We start from the raw sequence: 12,589 nt of genomic DNA, 5'->3' as shown, positions 1-12,589 counted from the left end.
ATTATGGTTAAGGTTTATTCTATCAACAACTGTCCTTGGTGTGACAAGGCAAAAAAATATCTGCAGTCACGGCAGGTGGAATACGTGGAATGCAATATCGAAATGGATGAAGCCGCTCTGGCGGAATGCAAGGCATTGACCAATGATGAGGTCGTTCCCGTGATTACCGCCGATGGCAAAGAGTTTGTACTGGGCTTTGACAAGGCAAAGATTGACGCTTTGTTAGGGCTTTAATGGATAAAATTTTTTAGACAGTAGAGGAGAATAATAATGGGTGTTTATGAATTTTCGGCAAAAACCAACAGTGGTGAGGAAAAGTCCCTCAAGGATTATGCAGGCAAGGTACTGATTATTGTCAATACCGCCAGCAAGTGCGGCTTCACTCCGCAGTACAAGGAACTGCAGGAACTTTACGATAAGTATCAGGACAAGGGCCTGGAAATCCTGGGCTTCCCCTGCAACCAGTTCGGTGCGCAGGAACCGGGCAGCAACAGCGAAGTACAGCAGTTCTGCCGCCGCAACTATGGCGTGAGCTTCCAGATTTTCGAGAAAGGCGATGTGCGCGGCGAAACCGCCCAGCCGCTCTTTAAGTATCTGACCGCAGAAAAGGGCTTCAAGGGCTTTGATGAAAACCACGAGTTTTCCGCAGTGCTGTTGGATGCTCTCAAGAAAAATTATCCGGAGTATTTGGAAGACGATGGCATTAAGTGGAACTTCACCAAGTTCCTCATTGACCGCGAAGGCAATGTAGTGGAACGCTATGAGCCGACCACGAGCCCGTCTGCTATGTCGGAAGCCATTGAAAAATTGTTGTAAGAAGAACAGCCAGCAATGTTTGTCATAACGTATTGCTGGCTGATTTTCTAGGCCGGTATTCGCCGAAGAATGAAAAGGTCACATTGAGGTCATATTACTGACTTATAATCTATGTCAGTTAGTTTTAAAAAAGAAAATAGAAATTTTTATGATGAAAATTTGCAGGTGAATATATGTCTACGAAAATTTATTTGAGTGAAGTTATGATGCCCAGCCAGACAAATCCCAGTGGAAATGTGCATGGCGGTGAACTCATGAAAATGATGGATTCCACGGCTTATGCCGCTGCTCGGAAGTTTTGCCGCTCCAATGTAGTGACAGCCCGGGTGGATGAATTGGAATTCCATACCCCGATTCTCATTGGTGACTTGGTGACGTGTACGGCAGAGGTTATTTATGTAGGCCATACTTCTATGGAAGTAGCGGTAAATGTGGAGGTAGAGGTGCTGGAGGCTGAGCAGGGCCCTCAGCATGCGTTATCCGCTTATTTTACCATGGTTGCATTAGACCGCAATGGCCGCCCTATGACGGTGCCAAAATTGGAATTGGAAACCGAAGAAGCCAAGGCGGCCTTTGAAGCGGCTAGAAAGCGTCATGAACTATATCATGAGCGGAAAAAACAGCGGCAGCAGACGATGACAAAGACCGCTAAAAAGTCACATTGAAATCACAATAGTGGCTTATAATTTACAATGCTGATTTACAATATATTTTTAAAGGAGAGATAGACATGAGCTTACATGGTATTACGAAGGGGACCCCGTTGGAAAAAATGGCAGAAATGATGGCTTTGGGCGAAGCTAAGGGCACGATGATGTATTATACGCTGGCGCGCCTTGCTAAGGAGCAGGGGCTTGATGATGTGGCCGAGCAGTTTATCGAAGCCGCTAATCAGGAAGCTGTCCATGCCGGTTTCTATGCGACAGTAAACGGCATGCTGCCCAAGGATTTCTGGCAGCTCGTGCGCGGCCTGATGAGCGCAGAAACCAGCGGTGAAAAGAAGGTCAAGGCTATGGCCGACAAATTCCGCGAGGCAGGTTTTGCGGAAGCCGCTGATGAAATGGAAATCTTTGCCAAGCAGGAAGGCCATCATGGTGTAGTATTGGCGAAAATCTTGGAAAAGCACTGCCCGGGACTTTTGGAAGCTGCCGGCAAGAAAATCTATGTCTGCTCCGTCTGCGGCTATGAGCATGTAGGCGACTTGGATGCGGAACCGGATGATTTTGCCTGCCCGCTCTGCGGCCAGCCGAAGAAAGTGTTCAAACTGAAGGATTGAGGGGACTTTTGACCATGACAGATCAGGAAGTAATTCAGGCGTTTCATATTATGTGGGATTATTTTCCCGAACCGGTGACCATCACCCAACGGAGCCGGGAAATCATTGCTGTGAATAAGAAAGCGGCAGAGCTGGGCTTGACAGCAGGGATAAAGTGTTCCTCCATCGGCAAGCCCGAAGACCACAAAGGCTGCCTGTGCAACAAGGCGATTGATGAAAATAAGTCCGTACATGTGGCCTATGAAGGCCCGCAGGGCAAAGCCTACGGCTTCTGGACGCCGATTACGGAACGTCCGGAATGGATTCTCCATTTCAGCGTAGGCCGGGTGGCAGAATATCAGGAAATCAAACGCTAAAATAATGGCCTGACAAAGTAAATCGCTTTGTTGGGCTATTTTTTAGACAGCAGGTAAAGTTTTTTCGGTATAGAAGAATATACCAGATATTTGTGTATTGTATGGGAGGATTTTGACGATGAAAAAAGTAATTGCCATAAATGGCAGCCCGCGGCGCAACGGCAATACGGCAGAACTCTTGCAGCAGGTCTTGAAGGGCGCGCAGGAGGCTGGTGCGGAAACGGAACTCATAAATCTCTACAGCCTGAACTTCAAAGGCTGTATCAGCTGTTTTTACTGCAAGCGCAAGGACAAGGAGCATGGCACCTGCGCAATGAAGGATGATTTGACGCCGGTCATCGAGCGCATCAAGGAAGCCGATGCCTTGATTATGGGCGTACCGGTCTACTTTATGAACCTTTCGTCCGGCATGAGCGCCTTTATCGAACGGCTGCTCTTTTCGAATTATATATACAGTAACGAAATTCCGACGGTCTTTCCGAAGTCCTTGCCCAATGCCTTTATCTACACCATGAATATGACGGAGGAGCATGTCAAGCAGTTTGGCATGCGGGAGAAATTTGCCGTCCATGAAGGCTTTGCGAGCAAAATACTGCGGGCGGAAACCAAGACGCTTTATGCGTACAATACGACGCAGTTTAGCGACTATGACAAATATGAGTCCTCGATATTCGACCCCAAAGCCAAAGCAGCCTATCGTGAGGAAATGTTCCCCAAGCAATGTGCAGCGGCTTATGAATTGGGGAAAAGTTTGCTTGAAAGCTAATTACTAAATGTATGGCAATGCTTTGCATTCCCGTTGACTAGTCAAAGTTTGACTGATCAACGGGATTTTTTTATAGAAAAACTTGCAAAATAGAAACCATAGCGATATGATGTTGTAGATATAAAAAATATATTTAACGGTAAATAATATATAAAAAATATATAAAGGAGATAAAAACAGTGGATTTGAAACAGCTGCATTATTTTATGACCATTGTCAATGAGCAGCAGATTACCGCCGCTGCCAAGAAGCTGAATATGACACAGCCGCCGTTGTCACATCAGATGAAGCTGCTGGAAAAGGAACTGGGTACTCAGTTGTTCAAACGTGGGTCACAGTACATTGAACTTACAGAGCCGGGCCGTTTGCTGGCACGGCGGGCCCAGCAGCTTTTGGATATGGCAGATAATACCATCCGTGAGATTGACGAGCTTAATCAAAGCCTGCAGGGAACGCTTTCAATCGGGACGATATCTTCGTCCGGCAGCATTTTGCTGAGTCCGGGAATGCAGAAATTTCATCGGGAGTACAGCAGCGTCCATTTTGAAATTCATGATGCCAATACATATCAGCTGATTGAAGAACTGGAGAAGGGCATCATTGAAATTGGCATCGTGCGCACGCCCTTCAATACCAGTCCCTTTAACTGCCAGTTCCTGAATACGGAACCGATGGCTGCGGTTATGACAGCTGAGCTGGACTGGTGCCCCAGGCAGGAAAAGATTACTGTAGAAGAACTCGACAAGCGCCCGCTGATTATCTATCGGCGCTTCCAGAACTTGCTTCAGGATGTCTTTGACCAAAAGCTGATAGAGCCGGAGATATACTGCCGCAATGATGATGCACGTACGACTATCCTTTGGGCCAATGCAGGTCTCGGAATTGGCATTGCGCCACTTTCGGCCGTGGAACTGGCTGCCCATGGTAAGCTTCATATCAAGATTATTGATGAGCCGGTACTAGAAACGCATATTGCGGCTGTCTGGCGGCGCAATACGAATCTTTCCAGAATCGGCAAAGAATTTTTGACGGCGCTTTGTGGCATGAACATTGCAACAAATGGAGAAACAAATCAGGAGGAACAATAAATGTCCCATGAAGAAATGAAATCGATGGCGTCTGCCTGTCCGAATTTTTATTGGAAGCTCTTTCAATCCACTTTTCTTATCAGTGCCTTTACGGTAGGCGGAGGCTTTGTGATTATTCCGCTGCTGCGGGCTAAGTATGTGGACGAATATGGCTGGCTGAACGACAAGGAAACTTTGAATTTGGTGTCTATCGCCCAGTCCATGCCCGGCGTGGTGGCGGTTAATGCGTCCATCATTCTGGGATACCGCATGGCCGGTATCCGCGGGGCGCTGACGGCATTATCAGCTACCATCCTGCCGCCCCTTATCACCCTGTCCGCTATTTCCTGTGCATATGATTGGTTTGCCACCAATCCCTATGTACGCTATGCCTTAAAGGGCATGCAGTGCGGGGCTACGGCGTTGATTGTCAATGTTGCGATTGACCTGTTGCAGAAGCAGTGGAAGAAAAGACTTCTTTGGCCCTTGGCGATTATTGCGGGAACTTTTGTGGCCAATTTCTTTTTTGCGGTCAACATCATGCTGCTGGTTGTGATTGACGGAATTCTGGGCTTGCTGTTCCTGCGCAGTGCGGAGTATGGGAAATAAGGAGGAAAAAGCGCATGATTTATTTGACCTTATTCTGGGAATTTGCCAAAGTCGGCATTTTCTGTGTGGGCGGCGGCTATGCTTCGATGCCGCTGATTCAGGCTGCCGTTGTGGATACTTATCGCTGGATGAGTCTCGGAGAATTTGTGGACATCTTTACTATTTCCCAGATGACGCCGGGGCCTATTGGCATTAACGCCGCCACTTTCGCGGGCATGAAAATTGCCGGGATTCCCGGTGCTGTTTGTGCGACAGTAGGCTTCTGTACACCGTCCCTTATTCTGGGAATCGTCTTGGCGAATCTCTTTTTCAAATATGGCGATATTGGGCCAATCCGTGGCATCCTCAACGGCCTGCGTCCCGCCGTGGTGGCGCTGATTGCCGCCGCTGGTATCAGCTTCGTGGTTTTGGCTCTCTGGAATGAGGAAACTCTGCCGGAAGACTTGACCACCATTGACCCGCTGGGCGTAATCATCCTGCTTGTCGCTTTGGTAGCTGTGCGCAGAAAAATCGGTGTGATAAAGCTTTTGGCTGCTACTGGTGCGGCCGGTTTAGTGTTGGGAATCATTCAGCAAAATTTGCTCGGCTAGGAAAAGCAGGTAAACTGTCAGGCGAGGGCGAATATCCTTGGTAATCGATAATGTGAGGAGGAGATTGGGTTGGGAAATAAGTGTTCTTATCTGGAACATGCGGCAGTGACCGTAGCAGATATTGAGTGGAGCCTGAAATTTTTTCAGAATGTATTGGGCATGACTGAGACAAGGCGGAAGGAAAAGGATGGCGTGCTGCAGCAGGTGTGGCTGAAAGGAGGCTTACAGCTGGTTGCGGCCCCAGAAAATCCGGCGGCAGGCAGAGGACACCATCTGGGCATTGTGGTGCAGGATTTCAAGTCTGCTTTGCAGGAAATGCTGGCCTATGAAGGAGTACATCCTATGGAGGGCAAGCCGGAAAAATGGGTGCAGCTTCCGGATGGGCTCGTGCTTGAACTGTTTCAGGAAAAGCCTGGAGCAATTGAAAAGATATTGGATATCGAAGTGAAATAAAATAAAGCCATCAATAAGGCAGATTGGTAAAATCTGTGCTTATTGATGGCTTTTGTTTATGAAAAATTACTGTTCAATGCCAGCATCATCAGCGGTGTATTCTTCCAGAGAATTTTCTCGTACCTGAATGCAGATGTAGCTGATGCCCTCATTGGCAGATGCTGCGAATTGACGGCGAGCTGCCGGGGCAATGCGCAGCCAGTCATCAGCAGAAAGCTCTACGGTCTGTCCGTCAATTACGGCAGTGCCTTTGCCAGCCGTGATGAAGTAAATTTCCTCATTTTTCTTATGGTAGTGCACAAACGGAACACCAGCTCCGGCAGGCAGATTGTTGACGCTGATTTCTGCTCCCGTCAGATTTAATTTGTCATGCAGTTCCGTTCTTGCATCATTTGCCACACTGATTTTGCTAAAATTTGCCATGTTAAATTCCTCCTAAAACATTGTAACAACATCGCTTACAATGAGATAATAACATTTCGATGATGTAATGTCAACGGTTACAATGAAAAAATTTCTAAAGTTTTCGCAGTGGAAGCCATAAAGGCATAGCAGCAGGTAAGATTGACATTTTATAAGTGATGTAATATGATAAGCTACAACATTATAGTAAGAAATAACGGTTCTTAGGAGGTTCCTTCATGCAGTTTTCGTTTCGTCTGCCGGTAGCAACGCATATATTGCTTTGTATCGAGCGGTTCAAGGATGAGTACAAGACCACATCTACTTTTTTGGCAGGCAGTGTCAATGTCAATCCCGTCATTATCCGCAAGACATTAGGCCAGCTTAAAGCTGCAGGTCTCGTGGAAGTGGCGGCTGGAGTCGGTGGGGCAAAACTTACAAAAAGCCCGAAAGACATCACCTTGTGGGATGTCTTTCAGGCTGTGGAAGAAGATGAAGACTTATTTCATTTTCAGGAGAATCCCAATCCGGCCTGTCCTGTGGGGCGGAATATTCATGGGGTTTTAGGGGAACGGCTTGAAGATGTCAGACAACATATGCTGGCTGACTTTAAGAAGGTCACCCTTGCCGATTTGTTGGAATCTATCGCAGTGAAAGAAGCAGAACAGGAGAAACGTAAATGATTGCCATAGCGGAATTAAAAACAGGTGTTATCTTCGGAGATAATAACACCTGCGAATATGTTTATATGCCGGCCAGTGAAATTGGCGTGGAAAATCCCCTGTGTGTTTACGAAAACAACGGGCAGCGCTCTGATGTAGATTTGTCGGAAGCCCTGCGACTTATCCGCGTGCGGGCCCTGCGACAGGTAAAACATCCCGTTTTGGGAAGCAGTTCCTGCTGATAAAAAGCGTGGAATCCGGCCGGATTATAAAAAGTAGCGACGGATTACCTCCAAAACGCCATTATGGTCATTGTCGCTTACGACAACATCGCAGATTTCTTTGATGGAGTCGGTGGCATTTCCCATGGCGGCAGATAGTCCGGCTATTTGCAGGATTTCCAAATCATTCGGAGCATCGCCCACGGCAACGGTGGCGGCAAGGGGGATATTCAACAGCTTGCAGAGTTCTTTGAGTCCGCTGGCTTTGGTAATGCCTGCAGGAGAGGCTTCCAGCCCCGTTTTTTCGGCCAGAACTAGGTTCATGCCAAGACCTGCAAGGCGTTGGCGGCTGCGTTCACGCGATGCCGTAGAGCGATGGTAAAGGTTGATTTTGAGGATTTCATCGGCGTGTTCTTGAACGTAACGGACTAAATCATCCTGTCTGTCACAGATGCGTTCATACATATCCTGATAGACGCGCATAGAAAAATCGTCCATATGAAAAATATCCTGCTCACGGGCGACAGAATCATGCACGGTAAGGATGTGTACCATAGCATCTTCATCAGCGGCCGCCTCCAATAAACGCTGGCACTGTTCTAAAGAGAGTGCATGCAGTGTCAAAGGTTTTTTCTGCTGAAAGTCATAAATCAGGCCGCCGCTTACCAGCAGGCCATAGTGCATGCCTTGAAAGGCGTCGCGGTAGTCAGCAAGCTCTGCCAGACCGCGTCCCGTGCCGACAACGACCTCAACACCGCGTTTCATCAGCTCTTGGATAGCCACCGTTGTTTCGCAGGGAATCTGTTTGGCAGAATTAAGCAAAGTTCCGTCCATGTCGAGGGATAGCAGTTGGTAGTTATTTTTTTGATTCATCATGTTCATCTCCGTAAGTCGCGTAATGGCTAAATTATAATCCATTTATGCTCGCTTTACCAGTTGTTCCAGTTAATAATTCCATATCTGTTGAAGGAAAAAGCAAGTATCATAGCGAATGAAACCAATGGTATTTTTACGAATAGAAAGGCGTGATATGGTGAAATCGTTCAAGAAAAAACTGTTGATTGGTGCATTGTCAGCTATGCTATGTTGCAGTTTTGTCTATGGGGCAGAGGCGGCGAGCCGTGCAGAGATTAGTCAGATAGCTGTGAACCAGATGGGAAGCAATTTTAAGTATTGGAATAAGGATGCAGCTTCTTATCAGGCTTTGACCAATTATGTGAAGGACATTACGAATAAGAACAGTAAAAATTACATTCCGGAGAAAGACCGCGTAGCGGTGTTTGATATGGATGGTACGATTCTCTGTGAGACGGCACCTTATTATCTGGGGCAAATGTTGATTGTTGACCGTACACTTCATGACAAGAACTATAAACCTAAGCTGGATGATGCGAAATTTGCGCGGCAGCTGGAGACGTGGCTCAAGGATAAGTCTGCTGTCAGCAAGCCGGGCAGCAGCAGCCCGCATTTTGCTTCGGTCTTTAGCGGCATGACGGCACCGGAATATGATGCTTATGTGAAAAACTTTATGAAAAAGCCCGTAACTGGTTTAAGCAATATGGCCTGGGGCGAGGCCTTTTATCTGCCGATGGTCGAAGTCATCAAATACTTGCAGGCCAATAAGTTCGCAGTGTATGTTGTCTCCGGCTCCGAACGTCAGCTCGTGCGCCAGCTTGTTTCGGATATGCTCACGATTCCGGAAGGAAACATCATTGGCACAGATATGGAAATTTTGGCGGCCCATCAGGGGGATACCGATGGTTTAAAATATATGTATCGTCATGATGATTATTTGGTGCGCGGCGGCTTCCAACACAAAAACCTGCAGATGAATAAGGTGACGGCCATCGCCAGAGAAATTGGCAAGCAGCCGGTGTTGGCTTTTGGTAATTCCAAAGATGATGCTAGTATGTTAAATTATGCCATCAGCGGAAACAAATACAAAAGCGCTGCCTTCTTTGTTCTCTGTGATGACCAGACACGGGAACTGGGCGATATGGATAAAGCCGAAAAATGCCGGCAGCTTGCCGCGCAAAACGGCTGGAACACCATCTCCATGCGGGATGATTTCAAGACGATATATGGTGAGAAAATAAAGCGCACGGCAGCACCGTCTCCTGCGAAAAAAGACCTTGCAGCCAAGAATAAGTCGGTAGATTATATGATTTTCGTCAATAAAACCCATAAGCTGCCAGATGATTATGAGGCAAAACTGCCGTTGATAACGGTAAAGAATTCGTTTGGCAAAGAGTTCCAGATTGAGCCGGAAACCTATCAGCATTTTGAGCAGCTGCGCACAGCACTAAAGCAAAAGGGAATTCAGATTGAACTGGATTCGGTCTATCGAAGTGTTGCCCGCCAAAAGGAAATCGTGGCCGAATTTACCCAAAAGTATGGGGCAGATTATGTGAAGAAGTATGTAGCGGTTCCGGGGTATTCCGAACATCACACGGGGCTGGCTGTCGATATCTGTCTGGTCGTGGATGGAAAGATTATTGATGATAACGACGAAATGATAGCGCAGAAGGAAATTTTTGCGCAGATACATCCATTGCTGGCGGAATATGGTTTCATCCTGCGTTATCCGCAGGGGAAAGAAAACCTCACAGGATACAGCTATGAGCCCTGGCATTTCCGCTATGTTGGCCAGGAGACAGCGAAAAAAATCAGCGCTGCGGGCTTGGTCATGGAAGAATATATGAAGTAAATATTTTATAGCAAAAGGACAGCTGTTTCGTTTCTGATACAGCTGTCCTTTTGCTTGGGTTATGCTTATGTAGATGGGGATTATGCTTTGCAAATGCTGTCTATCCAATTAGTACCGGGAAGTGTTTCGGGAGGAAAGAACATGAAGATTGTGGTGATTACCAGCAGCCCCCATCCGCAAAATGAGTCCACCTCGATTTATCTGGCAGACAGGTTCACCGAAGGGGCTAAAAGCGCCGGGCACGAAGTCTTTACCTTTGACGCGGCGCATGAAGAAACGCATCCTTGTCAGGGGTGCGACAAATGCGGCATGGATGGCCCCTGCGTGTTCAAGGATGCCATCGAAAATACGCTGATGCCCAAGATGCTGGCGGCTGACCTTATCGTGCTGACTACGCCGCTGTATTACTTTGGTATGTCGGCACAGCTAAAGATAATCGTGGATAGGTTTTATTCGCGGACGGAAAAACTGCATGGCAAGAAATCCATTATGATGGCTACGGCCTATAACAGTGCGGATTGGACGATGGAGGCACTGGCCAATCACTATGAAACCTTGGTGCGCTACATGGAATGGCAGGATGTCGGGCAGGTTTGGGCGACAGGCTGCGGCGCGCGCAGTCTGGTGGAAAAGTCGTCCTTTGCCGAGATGGCGTATAAAATAGGCGCCAATTTGTAAGCGAATATACTTGACTTGGAGTTTGCTACAAGTGCTAGAATGATAACCGATGAAATTGGTGATGAAAGGGGATAACATTATGCGAAAACTATGGATTGCCTGCTTGGGCGTGTTGATGGTTCTAGGTCTGGTGGGCTGCGGCACAGAGTCGGGCAAGACGGCAGAAAAGGCGGCACCGGCACCGGTGCAGACTACGGCACAGGCAGACAGCAAGGCACCTGCGGCTAAAGGCAAGATTCTCGTGGCGTATTTCTCGGCCACGGGCAATACCCGCACGCTCGCAGAGAATACGGCTAAAGCTCTGAATGCTGACCTCTATGAAATCCGTCCGGAAGTTCCTTATAGCAAAGAGGACTTGAACTATAATGACGAAAGCACCCGTGCTACGGTGGAACAGAAGAACGACAGCGCCCGCCCAAAACTGGCGGATAAGAATGCACCGATTGCAAACTACGATACCATCGTACTGGCATATCCCATCTGGTGGGGACAGGCACCGCGCATCATGGATACCTTCGTGGAAAGCTATGATTTCACGGGGAAGAAACTGACCGCCATCTGCACCTCCGGTGGCAGTGATATCGGCACGAGCGCCGACTATCTGCAGAAGCTGACTAAGGGTAAGGCTGAATGGAAGGCAGGCAAGCTGTTCTCTTCGCAGGCTAAAGCCGAAAAAATCAAAAGCTGGTTTAATGGTCTGGGCTTATGAATAGGTTCAAGATAAATTTTCGCATGACAGTGACGGCACTTTTGCCGTTGCTGTTTTTGCCCATTATGTGCTTTCATTATGTGCCCAAGGTACTGCATGAGGTGCTGGGCATTTTGTGGCTGCTGTTGGTGCTAATTCATGTCGGCCAGAATCGGCAATGGTTTGCTTCACTAAAACGTGGGCGCTGGACGATGCTTCGCATTATCGGTACAGTGGTTGATATGTTGCTGCTGGTCGTGCTGTTGGTAATGGTGGGCGCAGGTTCTGGGATTTCCAATCATTTGTTCAAGGATATCATGCCGCTGGATATTCAGCGTAGCATTTTGATTCATCAGCTGCATGTGTCCCTGCCGTATGCTTTGCTTATCCTGATGGGCTTGCATTGGGGCTTGCACTTCAAGGGCTGGCGGGAAAGATGGCATCTACCCTGGCCTGCTTCTAAACGAGTCAAAGCAGTATTAGCGCTCCTCATGACCGCGGGCGGGATTTATGGTTCCTTTCTTGACCGCGTGGGGGACCGCCTGCTGATGAAACACATCTTTGCTACATCGGCCACGGGTGAACCGGCTATCGTATACGTCGGCTTGCTGCTGGCCATATGGGGAATGTACTTGATATTAGGAGCGTTGCTGATAAAAATTTTCCGATTGTGGTGAATGTATTATAAAACGTCCATTTCTTATCGTCAGGCTGGCAGATGAGAAATGGACGTTTCTTTCGTGGGAAATCATTCCTCCCGGTTGGGGCATTTCTTTACCATGAGTTCTTCGTAATGTGCAATTTTGTAATCCAGCCGTTCCATGGTGGCTTTTAGCTGTTCATACTGTTCCTGAAGGCGGGCGCGCTGTTCTACAAGGATATCCTTGCGGGCTTCTTCGGTGCCTTCCTTGAAGAACAGGTCAACGTATTCAATCAGAGCTTCCACCTGCACGCCGGCACTGCGCATACATTTGGAAAATTCCACCCAGCCGCAGGCGGTTTCGTCAAAATCGCGGATGCCGTTTTCCTTGCGGGGCACATGGGGGATAAGGCCGATGCGCTCGTAGTAGCGGATGGTATCAGCAGACAAATCGTATTTTTCGCTGACTTCTTTGATGGTCATAAAATCACCTCGTTGTCATAACTTTACATTCTATTATAAGTTTAGCACTTGTAGTGAACTCAAAGTCAAGCTGTAAAAGAGGATTTTGGTGGGGAAAAGCGAATATTTCAAGAAAAAACATAGGAATGGCTGGTAATTTTTTTATAAGAGTTCTTGACTTTGAGTAAACTTCAAG

The 12,589-nt window shown here is 47.6% G+C and carries 19 protein-coding genes; 16 read left to right on the top strand and 3 right to left on the bottom strand.

The window, feature by feature from the left end; translation table 11 throughout:
- Positions 1 to 3 precede the first annotated feature (3 nt).
- From P157_RS0109825 to P157_RS0109780, 10 genes are all read left to right on the top strand, one after another.
- On the top strand, positions 4 to 234 hold the full coding sequence (locus P157_RS0109825) for a glutaredoxin family protein (RefSeq protein ID WP_026760841.1): 231 nt from the start codon (positions 4 to 6) through the stop codon (positions 232 to 234).
- 36 nt (positions 235 to 270) lie between these two features.
- Positions 271 to 816: a glutathione peroxidase gene (locus tag P157_RS0109820; RefSeq protein ID WP_026760840.1), complete on the top strand. Its 546-nt coding sequence runs from the start codon at positions 271 to 273 to the stop codon at positions 814 to 816.
- 173 nt (positions 817 to 989) lie between these two features.
- Positions 990 to 1,481, top strand: coding sequence for an acyl-CoA thioesterase (locus P157_RS0109815; RefSeq protein ID WP_026760839.1), 492 nt, complete (start codon positions 990 to 992; stop codon positions 1,479 to 1,481).
- A 65-nt stretch (positions 1,482 to 1,546) separates the two neighbouring features.
- Complete coding sequence (locus tag P157_RS0109810; protein WP_026760838.1) at positions 1,547 to 2,092, top strand: ferritin family protein; 546 nt, start codon at positions 1,547 to 1,549, stop codon at positions 2,090 to 2,092.
- Between the two features lie 14 nt (positions 2,093 to 2,106).
- Complete coding sequence (locus P157_RS0109805; protein ID WP_026760837.1) at positions 2,107 to 2,448, top strand: hypothetical protein; 342 nt, start codon at positions 2,107 to 2,109, stop codon at positions 2,446 to 2,448.
- 118 nt (positions 2,449 to 2,566) lie between these two features.
- Positions 2,567 to 3,214, top strand: coding sequence for a flavodoxin family protein (locus P157_RS0109800; protein WP_037368300.1), 648 nt, complete (start codon positions 2,567 to 2,569; stop codon positions 3,212 to 3,214).
- A gap of 179 nt (positions 3,215 to 3,393) precedes the next feature.
- Positions 3,394 to 4,302 carry a LysR family transcriptional regulator gene (locus P157_RS14390; RefSeq protein ID WP_051598585.1) on the top strand — a complete coding sequence of 303 codons (909 nt, stop codon included), beginning with the start codon at positions 3,394 to 3,396 and terminating at the stop codon, positions 4,300 to 4,302.
- Entirely contained in the window at positions 4,303 to 4,890 is a 588-nt protein-coding gene (locus P157_RS0109790; protein WP_026760835.1) for a chromate transporter, read from the top strand.
- A gap of 14 nt (positions 4,891 to 4,904) precedes the next feature.
- Positions 4,905 to 5,480: a chromate transporter gene (locus P157_RS0109785; RefSeq protein WP_026760834.1), complete on the top strand. Its 576-nt coding sequence runs from the start codon at positions 4,905 to 4,907 to the stop codon at positions 5,478 to 5,480.
- A gap of 69 nt (positions 5,481 to 5,549) precedes the next feature.
- Positions 5,550 to 5,933 (top strand): VOC family protein, encoded by a 384-nt coding sequence (locus tag P157_RS0109780; RefSeq protein ID WP_037368297.1) that lies wholly within the window; start codon positions 5,550 to 5,552, stop codon positions 5,931 to 5,933.
- 66 nt (positions 5,934 to 5,999) lie between these two features.
- Here the strand turns inward: P157_RS0109780 and P157_RS0109775 are convergent, their stop codons facing one another.
- Positions 6,000 to 6,356 carry a cupin domain-containing protein gene (locus P157_RS0109775; RefSeq protein ID WP_026760832.1) on the bottom strand — a complete coding sequence of 119 codons (357 nt, stop codon included), beginning with the start codon at positions 6,354 to 6,356 and terminating at the stop codon, positions 6,000 to 6,002.
- 218 nt (positions 6,357 to 6,574) lie between these two features.
- Between P157_RS0109775 and P157_RS0109770 the strand changes: the two genes are divergently transcribed.
- Both P157_RS0109770 and P157_RS0109765 read left to right on the top strand, forming a co-directional pair.
- Positions 6,575 to 7,018: an Rrf2 family transcriptional regulator gene (locus tag P157_RS0109770; protein ID WP_026760831.1), complete on the top strand. Its 444-nt coding sequence runs from the start codon at positions 6,575 to 6,577 to the stop codon at positions 7,016 to 7,018.
- A complete protein-coding gene (locus P157_RS0109765; RefSeq protein WP_026760830.1) occupies positions 7,015 to 7,239 on the top strand; it encodes a hypothetical protein in 225 nt (74 codons plus the stop codon). Before P157_RS0109770 ends, P157_RS0109765 begins: the two co-directional genes overlap by 4 nt.
- A gap of 24 nt (positions 7,240 to 7,263) precedes the next feature.
- Here P157_RS0109765 and P157_RS0109760 read toward each other — a convergent pair whose 3' ends face one another.
- A complete protein-coding gene (locus tag P157_RS0109760) occupies positions 7,264 to 8,094 on the bottom strand; it encodes an HAD family hydrolase (protein WP_196243115.1) in 831 nt (276 codons plus the stop codon).
- Positions 8,095 to 8,248: 154 nt separating this feature from the next.
- Here P157_RS0109760 and P157_RS14940 point away from each other — a divergent pair, with 154 nt between their 5' ends.
- From P157_RS14940 to P157_RS0109735, 4 genes are all read left to right on the top strand, one after another.
- Complete coding sequence (locus P157_RS14940; protein ID WP_051598584.1) at positions 8,249 to 9,925, top strand: D-alanyl-D-alanine carboxypeptidase family protein; 1,677 nt, start codon at positions 8,249 to 8,251, stop codon at positions 9,923 to 9,925.
- Positions 9,926 to 10,066: 141 nt separating this feature from the next.
- Entirely contained in the window at positions 10,067 to 10,603 is a 537-nt protein-coding gene (locus P157_RS0109745) for a flavodoxin family protein (RefSeq protein ID WP_026760828.1), read from the top strand.
- Between the two features lie 79 nt (positions 10,604 to 10,682).
- Positions 10,683 to 11,312 (top strand): flavodoxin, encoded by a 630-nt coding sequence (locus P157_RS14375; protein ID WP_037368744.1) that lies wholly within the window; start codon positions 10,683 to 10,685, stop codon positions 11,310 to 11,312.
- Between the two features lie 23 nt (positions 11,313 to 11,335).
- Positions 11,336 to 11,968: a hypothetical protein gene (locus P157_RS0109735; protein ID WP_026760827.1), complete on the top strand. Its 633-nt coding sequence runs from the start codon at positions 11,336 to 11,338 to the stop codon at positions 11,966 to 11,968.
- Positions 11,969 to 12,039: 71 nt separating this feature from the next.
- Here P157_RS0109735 and P157_RS0109730 read toward each other — a convergent pair whose 3' ends face one another.
- Entirely contained in the window at positions 12,040 to 12,414 is a 375-nt protein-coding gene (locus P157_RS0109730; RefSeq protein ID WP_026760826.1) for a MerR family transcriptional regulator, read from the bottom strand.
- Positions 12,415 to 12,589 lie beyond the last annotated feature (175 nt).

This window comes from Selenomonas ruminantium AC2024 (genome assembly GCF_000687995.1).
Lineage (GTDB): Bacteria > Bacillota > Negativicutes > Selenomonadales > Selenomonadaceae > Selenomonas_A > Selenomonas_A ruminantium_B.
This window is presented reverse-complemented; position numbering and strand designations above follow the sequence as displayed.